Origin of the sequence: Agrobacterium vitis (genome assembly GCF_013426735.1) — a bacterium.
GTDB lineage: Bacteria > Pseudomonadota > Alphaproteobacteria > Rhizobiales > Rhizobiaceae > Allorhizobium > Allorhizobium vitis_D.
The window spans coordinates 472,838-489,517 of record NZ_AP023273.1 but is presented as its reverse complement, the minus strand read 5'-3'; the positions used below and the strand labels follow the sequence as shown (position 1 = coordinate 489,517).

Here is a 16,680-nt window from a genome sequence, read left to right as displayed (position 1 = left end):
GGTCCCCCTGAAAATCATTGAGTTCGCTGAGCCTATCACTCTTTAGGGTGAGATTGGAAAATTTTAACATCTCACCCTTCGGGATCATGCCAAAAATAAGTGCTGGCCGTATTTTTAGGCAACTCGCCATTGGAGACCGGAAAATTGCAGTTAAGCGAATATCGAACCTATGATGCGACTGGATTGGCAGAGCTTGTTAGAAAGGGAGACGTTCAGCCAACCGAACTGCTGGAGACCGCGCTTGCCGGCGTAGCGGCGACCAATCCTGCATTGAATGCCATTGTCGCAACATTCGAAGACGAGGCTCGCCGCTTCATAAAGGAAGAGCTGAAGGATGGCCCGTTCAAAGGCGTCCCTTTCGTTCTGAAGGACCTCACCGCGCATTATGCTGGACAGCCAACGGGTGCTGGATGGCCGCCTCGCGCCTCTGTTACGCCGCAGCAAGACAGCGAATTGGTGCGTCGCTTCAAGAAGGCCGGGCTTGTCACCTTTGCCAAGACGGCTGTGCCGGAGCTTGCCATGGACTGGACGACCCGTTCGCGGGCGCATGGCGTCACCAATAATCCATGGAATCCGGGTCGCACTGCGGGGACGTCCAGCGGTGGCACCGCAGCGGCGGTTGCCGCGGGCATCGTGCCGATGGGACATGGCAATGACGGCGGCGGTTCGATCCGTGTGCCATCCTCCGTCTGTGGATGTTTCGGCATGAAGCCGAGCCGGGGCCGCAATCCGGTTGCGCCTGCGGGAAGCACCTGGCAGGGCATGCTGGTGGAACATGCGCTAACCCGCTCCGTCCGCGACAGCGCCGCCCTTCTGGATGCGACCGCCGGACCGCATAGAGGGCAATTCTTCAACAGTCCCGCAGGCGGGCAATTCGCGGCCGAGGTGGGACGCGATCCCGGCAAGCTGAGAATTGCCGTTTCGACCAGGGCGCCCTACGGCGCACAAACCCATGCCGATTGCAAGGCCGCGGTCGCCGAGACCGTCAAGCTGCTTGAAAGCCTGGGTCATCATTGCGAGCCTTTCGATATCGACTTGCCTGATGACGGCTGGGATGCTTTTGAGACCTATATTCTTGCCGAATACGCAACCGATATGCGCCTTGAGGAAGGCGTCCTCGGGCGCAAGCTGACTCAGGACGATTTTCCGCAGATGCTGTGGGACATGATCGAGGCTGGAAACCGCATCGGCGCGGTTGATGTCAATATCGCCACGACGCGCCTGCATGAAGTGGCCTCAGCCGTCTCCTCGACATTCGAAACCTTTGATGTCTTCCTGTCGCCAACGCTTGCCCAGCCACCGCTTCCGCATGAGGCTTTTCCGGCTTCGACCTCAATGCGCGGACACTATGCGTTTTATCTGTCGTGGATGCCTTATACGCATATTTTCAACGTCAATGGATCACCGGCCATGTCGGTGCCGCTCGTCTGGAACGACGAAGGCCTGCCGATTGGTGTTCAGTTTGCGGCTGCACCGACTGGCGAAGGTCTGTTGTTCAGACTTGCCGCGCAGTTGGAGGCCGCTCGTCCATGGAGCAATCGGCGACCACAGATTTCGGTCGCGTGAAACTGAAACGCATAAAAATACAAAACAAAGGGAACGATGCATGAACCACAAACCAGACAAATCTCCGCTTGCCCGCAGCACCGTTGCCGTGGTCGCACTTGCCGCAGCTCTCACCGGGTTTTCAGCCAGCGCTGCCGAGCTGACTGTTGCGCGCTCTGTCGATGCCGATGGCCTCGATCCGCAAAAGGCAAGTACGACACAGTCCTTGCAGATCACCAACCTGATCTTCGATACATTGCTGACGATGGCCAAGGATGGTTCCGTTCATCCGGGCCTTGCCAGTGCCTGGAGCATGGCGCCGGATGGCAAATCCTATGATTTCACCATCCGCGATGGCATTAAATGCCACGATGGCAGCACGTTTGATGCGGCGGCGGCCAAGGCCAGCCTGGATCGGGCGCTTGATCCCGCGACCGTCAATCCGAACCTCTCGGCCTGGGGTCCGATCACCAAAAGCAGCGTCGAGGGCAAGGTGCTGAAAGTCACTCTGTCCGAACCCTATGGTCCCTTCACGTCGTTCCTGACCAGCATCCAGGCGGGTTTTATCTGCCCGTCCTCGGCATCGGCCAAGGAATTCAAGCCGATTGGCACCGGCCCGTTCAAATTCGTCAACTGGACCCGCAATGACAGCATCCAGCTGGAGGCGAATGCCGATTACCAGAACGCCAACCCACTGATCGAAAATCCCGGCAAGCCGCATATCGACAAGCTGACCTTCAAGGTCATTCCTGAAGCCGTGGCCAGAATGGCCGCCTTGCGCTCAGGCGAAGTCGATATGGTCGAGCCGTCTCTGGAAGAGGCCGCCGACCTGAAGGCCGACAGCAATTTCAAGGTCTATGCAGCCGAGCTGTCCGGCCAGCAAATGCTGGCCGCCTTCACCTGGAAGATCAAGCCGCTCGACAACCCGGATATCCGCAAGGCAATCGGCATGGCAATGAACCGCGACGCCTATGCGTCGATTGCCTTTGAAGGCCTCGTCAACACCGCCAATTGCCCCGTGGCACCGAACCTGTTCTCGACGGATGAGGCACTTTGCGCCAGCTGGGGCGTCAAATTTGACCCCGAAGCCGCCAAGGCTTTGATGGCCAAGGCGGGCTACACGCCGGAAAAACCGCTGAAGGTGAAGCTTCTCGTTCACAAGCTGCCGGGCTGGGACCAGATGCACCAGATCATGCAGCAGGATCTTGCGGCCATCGGCGTTCAGGCCGAGATCGAGACCCGCGAAGTGGCCGCTTATTTCGACTATATGAAGGGCGTCAACGAACGCACCGAGGGCGAACCTGCCGTCTGGACCATGGGCATGTCGGGTGTCGATCCGGACTACCTCAATTTCCTTTGGAAACGTCCGGGCTTTGTCAATATGGGCATCAATGCCGACCTCGATGGCATGCTGGACGAGCAGCGCAAGCTTTCAGGCGATGCACGGGCCGCAAAGATCCATGATATTGAAAAATATCTGATGCAGAATGCCTATGCGATCCCGCTGCTGTCGCCTGGTTGGGGCTGGTTGATGGCATCGACATCGAAAGTCGATGGCTTCAAGATGGGCTTCATGGTCTCGCTGCTTTTCAACGACGTGAGCGTTAAGCCATAATGGGAGCCGCTGCTCCGGCCTGGCCGGGGCAGCCTTCCGATACAGACGGGTTCCAATGCTTGTTCTCATTTTCAAACGGCTGCTCATTGCCCTGGCGACGATTGTGTCTGTCATTATCCTGTCGGGCATTCTCATCCATATCGTCCCTGGCGATCCGGTCACTGCGATGATGGCGCAATCCGTAACCGCAAGTCCGCAAGCGATGGCGCAAATGCGGGCCAAGCTGGGGCTCGACCTGCCCGTATGGCAGCAGGTGGGGCTCTATACCTGGCACGTTTTCCAGGGTGATCTTGGCATGACAATCCGCGGCAACGAACCTGTCGCAAGGTTGCTTCTCCAGCGGCTGCCAAACACCTTTGCTCTGGCGGTTTCAGGGCTCGGCGTTGCCCTTGCCATTGGCATACCGCTCGGTTTTCTGGCGGCAATCCACCGCGGAAAACTGACCGATACGGCGGTCATGGTGATTGCGGTTCTGGGTGTCTCCATCCCCGGATTCTGGTTGGGGTTGATCATGATTCAGGTCTTCTCGCTGAAGCTCGGCTGGTTGCCAGTCGCAGGTTCGGGTTTGCGCAACATCATCCTGCCCGCCCTGACACTGGGTCTGACCTACTGCGCCCTGGTGGCGCGCATGACACGCTCGGCCCTCGTTGAGGTCCTGGCCGAGGATTATATCCGCACGGCCCGCGCGCGCGGGCTTCGTGAGTATCAGGTGCTTTTGGTTCATGCCCTGAAGCCGGCGCTGATCAGTATTGTCACGGTGGTCGGGCTGGTCTTTGCCTATCTTCTCGGCGGTCAGGTGATCATCGAGAACGTCTTTTCGTGGAATGGCATCGGCCGCCTGGCCGTCCAGGCCATGCTGGAGCGTGACTATCCGATGATCCAGGGCTTCATTGTTGTCTTCGCCAGTTCGGTGGTTATCGTTTCGATGCTGATCGACATTCTCTACGGCTTTCTTGATCCCCGCATGAGGCAAAGATGACCAGCATAGCAAAACGCAGCATGTTCTCTCTCAGATTGCCTGTCAGTGTGACGATAGGGCTGGCCTTGGCACTTGTCATCGTGCTGCTTTCTCTGCTGTCATCCTATATTGCTCCGTTTGATCCGATGAGGATGGCGTCAGGGCCCCGGTTGTCGGCGCCATCGGCAGCGCATCTTTTCGGAACCGACGAATTTGGCCGCGACCTTTTCAGCCGCGTGCTGCTCGGTGGACGGTTGTCGCTTGGCATCGGCCTCAGCGCTGTCGTCAGCGGTCTGGTGATCGGCGGTCTCATTGGTCTGATCGCCGCTTTCGGTGGCCGGGTTGTCGAGGCTTTGCTTCTGCGGCTTATCGATGTGCTCTACTCGTTTCCCGATACGTTGATCGCCCTTGCGCTGGTCGCTTTTCTCGGGCCGGGAATAGAGAACGCAACGCTGGCGATTGCGATCAGCCTCGTTCCCTTTTACGCGCGGGTGGCCTACGGCCTTGCGGCTGCCGAGCGGGCAAAACCCTATATCGAGGCCGCCAGACTTGCAGGCACCCGGTCCGCCCGGCTGGTTCGCGTCCATGTCATGCCGAATATTGTGCAAAGCCTGATCGTCATGGCAACACTTGGATTTTCGTCCGCCATCCTGTCCGCCGCCGGGCTTTCGTTTCTGGGGCTTGGAGTTCAGCCGCCATCGCCGGAATGGGGTGCTATTCTTGCCTCGGGGCGCAATTATATCACCAAAGCCCCGTGGATATTGATCTTTCCGGGATTGGCGATCTGCCTCACCGTGCTTTCCTTCAATCTGATCGGTGACAGTCTCAGGGACCTCATCGACCCCCGCCGAAAGGCAAGGCCATGACGCAACCATATCTGCGAGTCCGCGATCTCAAGGTTGCCTTCCCCTCCAGACAAGGGCCGTTCGCCGCTGTCGATGGTGTCGGGTTCGACCTTGCCCGGGGAGAGATCCTCGCCCTTGTCGGGGAATCCGGCAGCGGCAAGAGCATGACGTCACTGTCGATCATGCGTCTTCTGCCAGAGGCGGGGACAATGTCAGGCACGATCGAGATCGATGGGCAGAATATTGCCGGGCTTCAACGTCGGGACATGGAAGATGTGCGTGGTGCCAAAATCGGCATGATCTTCCAGGAGCCGATGACGTCGCTTAATCCGGTCCTGACCATTGGCCGCCAGATGAGTGAAGGCTTGATCCGCCATAAAGGCATTGCGCGTCGTCTGGCGCTGGAGCACGCCATTGCCGCGCTTGAGGATGTCCGCATTCCCGAACCCCGGCGTATTCTCGGCCAGTATCCGCATCAACTGTCCGGCGGGATGCGCCAGCGCGTGATGATTGCTGCCGCCCTGACCCTGAAACCCGGCGTGCTGATTGCCGATGAGCCGACCACGGCGCTTGACGTGACAGTCCAGGCGCAGGTGCTGGATCTGCTTGTTGATCTCAAACTGCGCCATGGCTCAGGCATTCTGCTGATCACCCATGACATTGGTGTCGTTGCCGAAACGGCGGATCGTGTGGCGGTCATGCGCGGCGGGCGCATCGTTGAAACAGGCCCGGTCGAGCAAATTCTCTCCGCGCCGCAGCATGACTATACCAAAGCGTTCCTGTCCTCGCATCTGACCGTCGAACGGGCGATGCGGCAGCGCCGCGACAAGACAAAGGCCAATGCCAGATGACGACAGAACCAATCCTGGCCCTTGAGAATATCCGCAAGGTATTTTCCGCGAACGGGCGAGAGGTGAGGGCGCTCAACGGTGTCTCTCTCAGTCTTGGGCGCGGCGAAACGCTCGGGGTGATCGGCGAAAGCGGTTCCGGTAAATCGACGCTGGGCCGTATCGCCGTCGGGCTTGAAACCGCTGATAAAGGCACGATCCGCATCGGCGGGACCGATATTGCCGGTCTTTCCGCGCTCTTGCGCCGTGAGGCGTTTCGCCATTGTCAGATGATCTTTCAGGATCCGTATTCCTCCCTCAATCCCAGACTGAAGATCGGTCGCCAGATCGGGGAGGGGATCTACGCCACTGGCGTCGGCAATTGGAAAGAAATCGGTGAGAGCGTTGCGGATCTTCTGGAAAAAGTCGGGCTCAAGCGGGATTATGCGGATCGCTATCCGCATGAGTTTTCCGGTGGCCAGCGCCAACGTATCGCCATTGCCCGTGCGCTTGCGCCAGGGCCGCAGGTGGTGATTGCCGATGAACCCGTGTCTGCCCTCGATGTCAGTATTCAGGCCCAGATTCTCGACCTGCTGGCTGATTTGCAGAAAGAGAATTTTCTCTCCTACCTGTTCATCTCGCATGACATGGCCGTCGTCGCGTATCTCTGCGACCGGGTCGCCGTGATGCATCATGGTCGTATCGTGGAATATGGCCCGGTCGAAGCGATTGTTGAAAATGCCCAGCATCCTTACACGAAGAGCCTGCTTGAAGCCGTTCCGCGCCTTGGCCGCCGCCGTAGCGGCGAGCGACGTGTGTCAGTCGCGCTGCCCACCCATGGTGATGGTGATCCCTATGAGGCGGTTTCGCCCGGCCATTGGGTCTTGGCGCATAGCCCTATGTAAGGGATTGGAGACCCCTGCGGTATTACGGCACCTTTCTTGCATCTCTCTTTTCAAAAGAACGTGACGCGCAACAATAAGGGGTAACTCATGCCGAAATCTGTTCAAGACGATGCAAGCGAGGCAGATAAGCTGCTGTCCGTGCAAGGATTGACTGTCGGCTTGCCGCCGGGCATGGACCGTCGATATGCGGTGGAAGATATGTCCTTCGATCTGAAGGCTGGAGAAATTCTCTGCATTATCGGCGAGTCCGGCTCGGGCAAATCCGTGACGGCCAATGCCACAATGGGACTTCTGGCGTCATCTTTGCACATTGTGTCCGGCAGCATCGTGCTGGAGGGCCAGGAACTGGTGGGGGCGGATGCTGCCGCCTTGCGCGCGTTGCGTGGCCGGATCGTTTCGATGATTTTCCAGGACCCTTTGTCGGCGCTCAACCCTTTGATGACCGTCGGCGATCAGATCGCCGAGGTCATGGAAGCCCACGGTATTGGCACGCAGCAGGAGCGCCGGGCGCGTGTTCTCGACCTGATCACCGAGGTGGGCTTGCCGGACCCGGAACTGATGCAGCATCAATATCCCTTTCGATTGTCCGGTGGTCAACGACAGCGCGTGATGATTGCCATGGCGCTGGCGCTTGAACCGAAGGTGTTGATCGCGGATGAGCCGACCACCGCCCTCGACGTGACGACGCAGGCGCAGATTCTTGAGCTGATCGCGTCTATCCAGCGCCGCAAGCAGATGAGTGTGATGTTCATCACCCATGATTTCGGCGTGGTGGCCGAGATTGCCGACCGTGTGATTGTCATGGAAAAGGGGCATGTCGTCGAACAAGGGCCGGCTTCCGTGGTGCTGAAAAGCCCTGATCATCCCTATACGCAACGGCTGATCGCGGCCGTGCCCCGGATGCGCGCAAGCGACCGTGAGAATGAGGCGGATACCCCTGTTGTTCTGGAGGCCCGCAATCTCTGCAAGACCTATGGCACAGGGTCAGGTTTCCTGTCGAAGGGCCGGGTGATCAAGGCGGTCGATGATGTCTCCTTCACGATCGCCAAAGGCCGCACACTTGGTATTGTCGGGGAATCCGGGTCGGGGAAATCATCGCTCGGCCGTCTTCTCGTCAAACTGATGAACAGCGATTCCGGCGAAATCCTCTTCGGTGGCCGTGATATTGCACCCCTGTCGGAAGAGGCTTTCCGTCCGATGCGGCCCTATATCCAGATGATCTTTCAAGATCCTTTCGCCTCCCTCAATCCGCGCCAGACCATCGGACGGATTTTGACCGTCGGACCAGTGGCTCAGGCGACGCCCATTCACGAGGCGCGAACACGCGCGATGCGGCTTCTGGAGCGGGTCGGCCTGGATGCAGGCGCCTATGATCGGTATCCACATGAGTTTTCAGGCGGTCAGCGCCAGCGTATCGGTATAGCCCGCGCATTGATGTTCAACCCCATGCTGATCGTCGCGGATGAAGCCGTTTCGGCGCTCGATGTTTCGATCCAGGCGCAGATCCTTCAGCTTCTGACGGAAGTGCAACAGGAAATGAAACTGGCCATGGCCTTTATCACCCATGATCTGCGCGTCGCCAGCCAGATCTGCGATGAGATCGCGGTGATGTATAAGGGCCGTATTGTTGAATACGGACCACCCTCGCAGATCTTCCGCAACCCTACCCATGATTATACCCGCCAACTGGTTTCCGCTATTCCCGGAACCGAATGGGAGCCTGCCGTGATGGTGTAATTCCCACATTGGCCTGACCTGGATTCAGCTCGAAATGACCTTGGACGCCTGTCTTTGAACGAGGCGCGTCTGCTTGCCAATCGTGCAGGAAAGGGTATGTCTTCTGGCTGGGCGGCTATATTTTGGGCGGTATTGTCGGATGCGTAAATTTGCATCTTCAATGTCAAAAAAATAGTTGCAAATGTCCATTAATGGGCGTTCAATCCTCTCAAGCAAAGAATAGACGATAGAATGGCCCCACACTCTTTCGTCCATATCCGGCATTCAACGCGCTGACAAAATTATGTTTTCGGTAGTTAACTGGAAATCGGTTAATTGTGTCTTTCGCTTGGATAGCTCTGCGTCGGGGTGTTTTTGTTGATGACAATGGGACAGGGCGACCAGATGGCGGCAGTGGAACTGGATGTTCTGGAAAATGTCCTCAGCTATTACATCCGTACGATCAACATGGCGGTGTCCCGCGATCTCGATCAGAAACTTGGTAAGCTCGAGGTCGCCAAGGGGACCGGCAAGATCACCACGCTGTTGTTGGTCGATAGCCATCCAGGCATCCGGTCCTCCGCCATCGCGCAACTGATCCTGAAGGATCGTTCTGCCATGGTGCGGCTGGTTGATCAGATGGAAGAGCAGGAACTCCTGCGCCGCGAGGTGGATGACGACGACAACCGTGCCCAAGGCCTGTTCATCACGCCCAAGGGTGCTGCGCTGGCAAAGCGTGTTCGTCCCCTCGTCGTGAAACAATCTCGGGATTTCTTTCCCGATATTACCGACGAAGAACATCAGATGCTGATCTCGGTACTCGGGCGTACCTATCGGCGCATTATTGGTGTTTAGAGTTTGCCTTAGGAAAAGTGGAAGCCGATTTTTCTGAAAAGACAAACAACAACTGCCAGCTTGAGGAGCTTTTTGACATGCCAGGTCCCTATGTCGTTCCCGTCCACGGGGATGCGGAACTGCCGAGCCACGTGGATGTCGTCGTTATCGGTGGCGGCATTATCGGCACATCCACCGCACTTGAACTCGCCGATCAGGGATTGAGAGTGGCGCTCTGCGAAAAAGGCGGCATCGGCCACGAACAGTCCAGCCGCAACTGGGGTTGGGTTCGGATTTCGAGACGCGATCCGCGCGAAGTGCCGCTGATGGCCGAGTCGCTGCGCATCTGGGCCGATCTCAACCGCCGCACGGGCCGGGAAACCGGCTTCAAGCGTTCGGGCATCGTGTTTACCTGCGCCACCGAGAAGGAATTTGCCGAACACGAGCGCTGGAACAGCAATCTGGACGGCTACCAGATCGAAAGCCGGATGCTGAGCGCCAAGGAGTTCCGGGAGAAATATCCAGGCTCCGACATGAATATTGCAGGCGCGCTATACACAGCGGGTGATTGCCGCGCCGAACCGCAGAAGGCCGCACCCGCCATTGCCGAGGCGGCCCGCGACCGGGGCGCTTTTATCCTCACCGAATGCGCGGTGCGCGGTCTTCAGCTTTCCGGCGGCAAGGTGTCTGGTGTGGTGACGGAGCGCGGTGAGATTGCCTGCCAGTCCGTCGTTCTGGCTGGCGGTGCATGGTCAAACCTGTTCTGCGGCAATAACGGCCTCGACCTTCCGCAGTTGAAGGTGATGAATTCCGTGCTGCGCACCAAACCGCTGGAGGGTGGCCCGGAGGAGGCGATCTGGTCAAACGGCTTTGCCATTCGCAAGCGGTCGGATGGCGGCTACACGATTGCCAACGGCTTTCAGAATATCGTCGATATCGTGCCAGCCTCTTTCCGGTATGCGCGCAATTTCCTGCCCGCGCTGCGCCATGAATGGCGTTCTCTCGATCTGCGGCTGACGGGCCGGTTCTTCGATGAATGGCGCATTCCGCGCCGCTGGTCGCTGGATGAGGCGTCCCCGTTCGAATACAACCGCGTGCTGGACCCTGTGCCATCAAAGGCGATGACCGACGGTGCGCTGGCCCAGCTCAAGAAGGCCTTCCCCGTCTTCGAAAAGGCGGAGATTTCGCAGCGCTGGGCCGGCATGATCGATGTGACGCCCGATGCCATTCCGGTTATCGATGCCATCGACGCCATTCCCGGTTTTCACGTCGCCACTGGCTTTTCCGGCCATGGTTTTGGCATCGGACCGGCTGCCGGTCGGCTGATGGCCGATATCGTCACGGGACGCAATCCGATTGTTGACCGCAAGGATTTCCGGTTCAGCCGCTTTAGCGATGGCTCGAAAATCGAACTGATCAGCGGCTTTTGAATGCGGCATGGCTTATGCGAAGGCTTCGAAGATGCTCACGCATCCTCGCCTTCATACTTCGAATATCTCAAATGCATCAGAGGCTTGAGATATTCGAAAATGCAATACGGCGCACCATTTTCAATGGTTTGCCATATTAAATCGCTCCGGCAGAGAGCGAGCAGGATGAAGGTCGATAACCACCAGAAAAAAGGGAACATGCAATGTCCGATAAGGAACGCAATTCGATACCGCATCCCACGCGTCGTCAGACGCTTGGCCTCATGGCGCTTGGAGCGTCCGGCGTGCTTCTCTCGGGGCTGCCAATCTCGGAGCTTATAGGCATTCGCGCGGCCAGTGCCGCGACCAAATCGATAAAGGGGCAGCTGACTGTCGGCTTTTCCCAGGAGCCGACGGTTTTCAATCCGCATATGCCTCATATCGAAGTGGATGAAGGCATTCATTTCAGCATATTCGATACGCTGTTCAGCGTTGATGCCGCCGGCAAATTCGTTCCGGGACTGGCCGTGGACGTACCGAGCGTCGAAAACGGCGGCATCTCAGCCGATGGCCTGAAGTGGAAGATCAAGCTGCGCGATGGCGTAACATGGCATGACGGCAAGCCGTTCACCGCTGAAGACGTCAAGGCAACGCTCGAACTGCTGGTCGATGCAAATTTCCGCAGTTGGCGTAAAACCGGCCATGAATTCGTCCGCGACCTGACTGTCGTATCGCCCACGGAAATCACCTGGCGGATGGACAAGCCCTTCGCGCCCTATCCCTCCATCCTCGCCTCGACCTTCATCACGCCGAAACATCTTCTGTCGGCCAGCGCCGATCCGAACAATGCGCCGTTCAACACCGCGCCTGTTGGCACTGGTCCGTTCAAATGGGTTGAACGGGTCGCCGGAGATCATATCCTGCTGGCTGCCAACCCGGATTATTTTGGTGACGGCCCCTATGTCGAAAAGCTGATTTACAAATACGTTCCCGATCTGAATGTCATGTACACCCAGTTCAAGACGGGCGATATTGATGTGGTCGGGTTGCAGTGGATCACGCCCGATCACTACGAGGAAGCCAAGGGGCTGGACGGCAAGGTGGTCAATGTGGTGCCGGGTTCGACGGTTGAATCCTTCACCTTCAACATGGAGCGCCCACAGTTCAAGGAAGCGGTGGTGCGCGAGGCGCTGTATGCCGCCATCGACAAGCAGTCGATTATCGAAGCGCTCTATTACGGCCTGCCAACCCCCACCGAAAGCTATGTGCCGCAGCAGTCCTTCTACTTCAATCCAGACCTGCCGAAGCATGAATATGACATCGCCAAGGCCAAGAAGCTGCTGGATGATGCTGGCTGGGTGACTGGGGACGACGGAATTCGCGCCAAGGGTGGGGTGAAACTGTCCTTCACCTGCTCAACGACGGCGGGCAACCATATCCGCGAACAGGTCCAGCAATTCCTGCAACAGTCCTTCAAGGATATCGGCGTGGAAATGACCATTTCCAACCTGCCTCCCGCTGTGATGTGGGGCGATTACTGGACGCTGTCAAAGTTCGACGCCGTCATCGTTGGCCTGGATTTCCTGACGGGGTCCGATCCTGACACCTCCAATTTCTTCCGTTCCACGGCCATCCCGGCCAAGGGCGGTTCCGGCCAGAACACCTGGCAGTTTTCCAACCAGCAAGTAGACGAGCTGCTCACCAAGGGCGGCGAGCTGTTCGTACCGGAGGAGCGCAAGGCCGTCTACCTGAAGATCCAGGAGATCATGCGCAAGGAACTGCCGCTCCTGCCAATGTTCCAGTATGCGACCGTGCGCGGCCACAAGCAGGGCGTCGAGAACGTGACGCCCAACGTGAATGTGCGTATCGACACCTGGAACGTCGCCACCTGGCGCTGGGCCTGACGACATAGTGCATCATTCTTTAAATCGGAATCGGTTTAAAGAGAAAATTATGCAACAAATATAAGGAGCTACAGCAAACCTTTTTGCGCATATATGGCGCATGGCGCTGTAGTGCGCCGGACGCCGAGGCGTCCGGCATGCCTGAGCCCGTTCACCCATGAAGCGGAGCCTGCCTATGCTCTCCTATCTTTTTAACCGGCTGATGCAGAGCCTCGTTCTGCTGCTGCTCGTTTCGATCATCGGATTTGCCATCCTCAATCTCGCGCCCGGCGGCCCGCTGTCGCAATATGCGCTGACGCCGGGCATGACGCGCGAGGCAATGGACCGGATCGCCCATCAGATGGGTCTCGACCGGCCGCTACCAATCCAGTATCTCGACTGGGTCTGGCGGCTGCTGCAAGGCGACTGGGGGAAGTCCTACCGTGACCAGCAGCCGGTGCTGTCGATCATATCAAGTCATTTCTTCGCCACCCTGCTCTTGATGGGAACATCGACCGTCATTGCCGTCATTCTCGGTGTCTGGATCGGTATCAAGGGCGCCACCCGTCGCTATTCCCTTTTCGACTATGCGGCGACTGTCGGGGCGATGGTGGCACTTTCCATCCCGACATTCTGGTTCGGACTTGTGGCGATCTATGTGTTCGCCTTGAAGCTGAAATGGTTACCCGCTGGCAACATGTATACGATCGGCAATGGCTCCTTGTCCGATTATGCCATCCATCTGGTCATGCCGAGCCTTGTGCTGGCGCTGGTCGATATCGCCGTGTGGAGCCGCTATATGCGGTCTGCTACGCTTGAGGTGATCAACCAGGATTTTGTGCGCACCGCCAAGGCAAAAGGCGTATCGCCCAGACGGGTGCTGATGAAGCATGTTGTTGGCAACGCGCTACTGCCGATGATCACGCTCGCCGGCATGCAGCTTCCCATCGTGCTCGGCGGCGCGCTTGTGACCGAGACGGTGTTTACCTGGCCGGGTATGGGACGGCTGTTTCTCGACAGCCTCGGTTATCATGACTATCCGGTCGTGATGGGCCTGCTGATGTTTACAGCCGTCTTCGCACTGATCGGCAGCCTTGTCGCCGATCTTCTGGTCGCATTCGTCGATCCCCGCATTCGGCTCGGTTGACGAAACCCTGTCGCGAACCGAAGGAGAAGCCCATGTCCATTGCTATTCCGTCTCCGGTCCCGCCCGCGCGGCCTTCGCGCTGGTGGCGGAGCCGCGTCGCACGCCGGTTCTTCCGTCACAAACTCGCCCTTGTCGGCCTGGTGATGATCACGCTGTTGATCTTTGCCTGTGTGGCCGGTCCCTCTCTTTTGCCCTATGACGAGCTGTTTATCGATCTGCGCGCCCGCTTTGCGCCGCCGCTGACCGGCGCCCACATCTTCGGCACCGATCCGCTGGGGCGTGACATCGCCGCAAGGTTGTTCAATGCAGGGCGTATTTCGCTGTTGATTGGTTTCTTCGCCATGCTGTTGTCCACCGCTATCGGTGCCGTCGTCGGTGTTGTCGCGGGGTATCGCGGTGGATTGATTGGCACGGTGCTGATGCGCTTCGTCGATGCCTTTCTGTCCTTTCCGTCGATCTTTTTGCTGCTGGCACTTGCCGCCTTTATCAGGCCAAGCCCATTGATGATCACGGTCATCATCGCGGTCACATGCTGGATGGAAGTTGCCCGGATTGTGGAGGCGGAGGTGCGTTCGCTGCGCGAGCGCGATTTCGTGCTGGCCGCCCGTATGCTGGGGCTGCGCAACACCCATATCATGATCCACGAACTCCTGCCCAATGCGGTCGGTCCAATCATCGTTGCCGCCACGCTGACGGTGGCCCGCGCCATCCTGCTCGAAGCTTATGTCAGCTTCCTCGGCTATGGTATCCAGCCGCCCTTGCCGAGTTGGGGCAATATGCTCAACAGTGCGCAGCAATATCTGGGAAGTGCGCCTTGGCTCGCCATCGTACCGGGTGTCGCCATCACGCTTGCCGTCACCAGCTTCAACTTCATTGGCGATGGTTTGCGTGATGCGCTCGACGCGCGCAGCGACAATCCATAAGCCAGCTTTCTTTTTTTGATGCTCCCGCAAAGACAAACGAAAACAAGAAAAGCGAGAGTCTGTCAGGTTCAATCCGAAACTGAAAGACTCTAGATTCTTTTTTGAAAACCATTTGACTAAATAAATGACCGGTGTCACTCTTCTGTCATCCAGGGGGCTTTTGACATGGCTTTGCGTGGCACCAATCAGGAATCGGGAAGGCCGTATAATCGGCGCATTGTGCTGGAGTCGATCCGGCTGCATGGGCCGACAACACGCGGCGATGTGGCCGAACGGGTGGGCCTGACGGTCCAGACTGTCTCCACCATTGTGCGCGAACTTGAGGATCAGGGGCTTCTCCTTTCGGTACGGGAAAAACCAAAGGGGCGTGGGATTCCGCCATCGGCACTGACCATCAACCCGGAAGGTGGGCATGCTGTCGGCATTCACCTGACGCCGCTCGGCATTGAAGCGGCACTCGTCAATCTTCGTGGCGAAGTGGTCGAAAGTCGCCAGCGCTCGGCGCCGAATGCCATGCCGGACGAGGCTTTTGCCTTGATTGGCGACATGGTCGCAGACCTGAAGGCAAGCCCGCGCCAGGGCCGGTTGCTCGGTGCCGGTCTGGCCCTGCCTGGCCCGTTCGATGTGGACTCCATGAGCTTCGTTGGGCCGACCACCATGGCGGGCTGGAAGAATGTCGATATCCGTCAGCGGCTTGCCGATGCGACGGATCTGCCAGCCTTCATGGAAAACGACATGGCAGCGGCTGCTTTGGGCGAGCAGCTTTATGGTCTCGGACAACAGTTTTCGGATTATTTCTATCTGTTTTTCAGCGTCGGTCTGGGTGGTGCCATGATGCATGACGGTGTCGTCATGCGGGGAGCCTGGGGCAATGCCGGTGAAATCGGCCATATCGCCGCCATTCCCGATGGTGAGTTGTGTCATTGCGGAAACCAGGGCTGCCTGGAGCGCTATCTGTCGCTTGATGCATTCAAGAGAAGTGGTTTGTCTGAGGAGGATTGGGTCGATGTGATTGCGCCGATTTTCCGCAGCGCAATCCGCACGATCGAAAACCTGTTCGACCCGGAAACCATCGTGCTGGGCGGGCTTGCGCCGCAATCCCTGATCGAGCGGCTGGCGACGCTTGGGGAGGGGCTCACCAACTCGATTTCCGCCCGCACTAACCGCACCGTCCCACGGGTTGTTGTCGCCAGCGACTGTCAGCGCTCGGCGCTGCGGGGGGCTGCGGCCCTCGCGGTCTTCGGTGTTCTGTCGCCGCGCTTCGGTCAGATGTTTGAAACCTCAGAGAAAGGGATTGCCGTATGACCGAAAACCTCCTCGTCCTCGACGATATCCGCATGAATTTCGGCGCAATCGAAGCCCTGAAGGGCATCAGTTTCTCTATCGCCAAGGGCGAAGTCGTGGCCCTACTCGGGGATAATGGTGCGGGAAAATCGACGCTGGTGAAAATCATTTCGGGCGGCTTGCAGCCGACCTCGGGACGCATGCTGTTCGAAGGTGAGCCTTTTCAGGCAAAGACGCCCGCCGAGGCCAAGGGTGCCGGTATCGAAACCGTCTATCAGGACCTGTCGCTCTGCACCAATGTCGATGTGGTCGGCAATTTCTTCATGGGCCGCGAGCTGACCCGCAAGGTGGCGGGCATTCCCTTCCTGGATGAACGCGCCATGGAAGACATTACAGCCAAGGCGCTGGCCAGCGCGGGAACCCGTATTCCTCCATGCGCACCAAGGTCGAGCACCTGTCCGGCGGCCAGCGCCAGGCCATCGAGCTCAATCGCTTCGTGCATTGGGGTGGCAAGCTGGTCTTGCTCGACGAACCGTTTGCAGCGCTTGGCGTCGAACAGACCCGGCGCGGGCTGGACATGATCCGTCATGTCGCCAGCCAGGGCATCGGCGTCGTCATCATCACCCATATCATGCAGCAGGCCTTTCAGGTCGCAGATCGCATTGTCGTCATCCGCCACGGTGTTGTCGCCGGTGATGTGGAGCGCAGCCAGACAAGCCCGGATGCAGTGATCGAAATGATCACAGGGCAAACCCTCGCCGGAGCCGGACCGGTGAGCCAATAACAATG

13 protein-coding genes and 1 pseudogene are annotated in these 16,680 nt (G+C 58.2%); all 14 read left to right on the top strand.

From position 1 onward, the window contains the following. Nucleotides 1–144 precede the first annotated feature (144 nt). Nucleotides 145–1,566, top strand: coding sequence for an amidase (locus H1Y61_RS19510; protein WP_180575133.1), 1,422 nt, complete (start codon nucleotides 145–147; stop codon nucleotides 1,564–1,566). A gap of 40 nt (nucleotides 1,567–1,606) precedes the next feature. Next, the gene (locus H1Y61_RS19505) at nucleotides 1,607–3,160 is read left to right on the top strand and encodes an ABC transporter substrate-binding protein (protein ID WP_180575132.1); all 1,554 of its coding nucleotides are present in this window, start codon (nucleotides 1,607–1,609) and stop codon (nucleotides 3,158–3,160) included. Nucleotides 3,161–3,215: 55 nt separating this feature from the next. Next, a complete protein-coding gene (locus H1Y61_RS19500; protein WP_174112366.1) occupies nucleotides 3,216–4,139 on the top strand; it encodes an ABC transporter permease in 924 nt (307 codons plus the stop codon). Further along, complete coding sequence (locus H1Y61_RS19495) at nucleotides 4,136–4,984, top strand: ABC transporter permease (RefSeq protein ID WP_071206860.1); 849 nt, start codon at nucleotides 4,136–4,138, stop codon at nucleotides 4,982–4,984. The genes H1Y61_RS19500 and H1Y61_RS19495 overlap by 4 nt, the downstream gene beginning before the upstream one ends. Next, complete coding sequence (locus tag H1Y61_RS19490; RefSeq protein ID WP_180575131.1) at nucleotides 4,981–5,814, top strand: ABC transporter ATP-binding protein; 834 nt, start codon at nucleotides 4,981–4,983, stop codon at nucleotides 5,812–5,814. Before H1Y61_RS19495 ends, H1Y61_RS19490 begins: the two co-directional genes overlap by 4 nt. Further along, entirely contained in the window at nucleotides 5,811–6,695 is an 885-nt protein-coding gene (locus tag H1Y61_RS19485; RefSeq protein WP_180575130.1) for an ATP-binding cassette domain-containing protein, read from the top strand. Before H1Y61_RS19490 ends, H1Y61_RS19485 begins: the two co-directional genes overlap by 4 nt. A gap of 87 nt (nucleotides 6,696–6,782) precedes the next feature. Further along, nucleotides 6,783–8,432 carry an ABC transporter ATP-binding protein gene (locus tag H1Y61_RS19480; protein WP_180575129.1) on the top strand — a complete coding sequence of 550 codons (1,650 nt, stop codon included), beginning with the start codon at nucleotides 6,783–6,785 and terminating at the stop codon, nucleotides 8,430–8,432. A 360-nt stretch (nucleotides 8,433–8,792) separates the two neighbouring features. Beyond that, complete coding sequence (locus tag H1Y61_RS19475; protein ID WP_235680947.1) at nucleotides 8,793–9,266, top strand: MarR family winged helix-turn-helix transcriptional regulator; 474 nt, start codon at nucleotides 8,793–8,795, stop codon at nucleotides 9,264–9,266. Between the two features lie 77 nt (nucleotides 9,267–9,343). Beyond that, on the top strand, nucleotides 9,344–10,675 hold the full coding sequence (locus H1Y61_RS19470) for an NAD(P)/FAD-dependent oxidoreductase (RefSeq protein WP_180575128.1): 1,332 nt from the start codon (nucleotides 9,344–9,346) through the stop codon (nucleotides 10,673–10,675). 203 nt (nucleotides 10,676–10,878) lie between these two features. Continuing rightward, entirely contained in the window at nucleotides 10,879–12,558 is a 1,680-nt protein-coding gene (locus H1Y61_RS19465; protein ID WP_180575127.1) for a peptide ABC transporter substrate-binding protein, read from the top strand. A gap of 175 nt (nucleotides 12,559–12,733) precedes the next feature. Next, nucleotides 12,734–13,684, top strand: a complete 951-nt coding sequence (locus tag H1Y61_RS19460) for an ABC transporter permease (RefSeq protein WP_087729880.1) — start codon at nucleotides 12,734–12,736, stop codon at nucleotides 13,682–13,684. A 32-nt stretch (nucleotides 13,685–13,716) separates the two neighbouring features. Further along, a complete protein-coding gene (locus tag H1Y61_RS19455) occupies nucleotides 13,717–14,607 on the top strand; it encodes an ABC transporter permease (RefSeq protein WP_180575126.1) in 891 nt (296 codons plus the stop codon). 165 nt (nucleotides 14,608–14,772) lie between these two features. Further along, the gene (locus H1Y61_RS19450; RefSeq protein ID WP_180575125.1) at nucleotides 14,773–15,912 is read left to right on the top strand and encodes an ROK family transcriptional regulator; all 1,140 of its coding nucleotides are present in this window, start codon (nucleotides 14,773–14,775) and stop codon (nucleotides 15,910–15,912) included. Next, nucleotides 15,909–16,675: pseudogene (locus H1Y61_RS19445) on the top strand (ATP-binding cassette domain-containing protein). The gene H1Y61_RS19450 and the pseudogene H1Y61_RS19445 overlap by 4 nt, the downstream one beginning before the upstream one ends. Nucleotides 16,676–16,680: the final 5 nt, after the last annotated feature.

Excerpts from the sequence above, each read along its gene's own strand:
- H1Y61_RS19505 (WP_180575132.1), top strand. The coding sequence starts at position 1,607 with ATGAACCACAAACCAGACAAATCTCCGCTTGCCCGCAGCACCGTTGCC.
- H1Y61_RS19500 (WP_174112366.1), top strand. The coding sequence starts at position 3,216 with ATGCTTGTTCTCATTTTCAAACGGCTGCTCATTGCCCTGGCGACGATT.
- H1Y61_RS19495 (WP_071206860.1), top strand. The coding sequence starts at position 4,136 with ATGACCAGCATAGCAAAACGCAGCATGTTCTCTCTCAGATTGCCTGTC.
- H1Y61_RS19490 (WP_180575131.1), top strand. The coding sequence starts at position 4,981 with ATGACGCAACCATATCTGCGAGTCCGCGATCTCAAGGTTGCCTTCCCC.
- H1Y61_RS19485 (WP_180575130.1), top strand. The coding sequence starts at position 5,811 with ATGACGACAGAACCAATCCTGGCCCTTGAGAATATCCGCAAGGTATTT.
- H1Y61_RS19480 (WP_180575129.1), top strand. The coding sequence starts at position 6,783 with ATGCCGAAATCTGTTCAAGACGATGCAAGCGAGGCAGATAAGCTGCTG.
- H1Y61_RS19475 (WP_235680947.1), top strand. The coding sequence starts at position 8,793 with ATGACAATGGGACAGGGCGACCAGATGGCGGCAGTGGAACTGGATGTT.
- H1Y61_RS19470 (WP_180575128.1), top strand. The coding sequence starts at position 9,344 with ATGCCAGGTCCCTATGTCGTTCCCGTCCACGGGGATGCGGAACTGCCG.
- H1Y61_RS19465 (WP_180575127.1), top strand. The coding sequence starts at position 10,879 with ATGTCCGATAAGGAACGCAATTCGATACCGCATCCCACGCGTCGTCAG.
- H1Y61_RS19460 (WP_087729880.1), top strand. The coding sequence starts at position 12,734 with ATGCTCTCCTATCTTTTTAACCGGCTGATGCAGAGCCTCGTTCTGCTG.
- H1Y61_RS19455 (WP_180575126.1), top strand. The coding sequence starts at position 13,717 with ATGTCCATTGCTATTCCGTCTCCGGTCCCGCCCGCGCGGCCTTCGCGC.
- H1Y61_RS19450 (WP_180575125.1), top strand. The coding sequence starts at position 14,773 with ATGGCTTTGCGTGGCACCAATCAGGAATCGGGAAGGCCGTATAATCGG.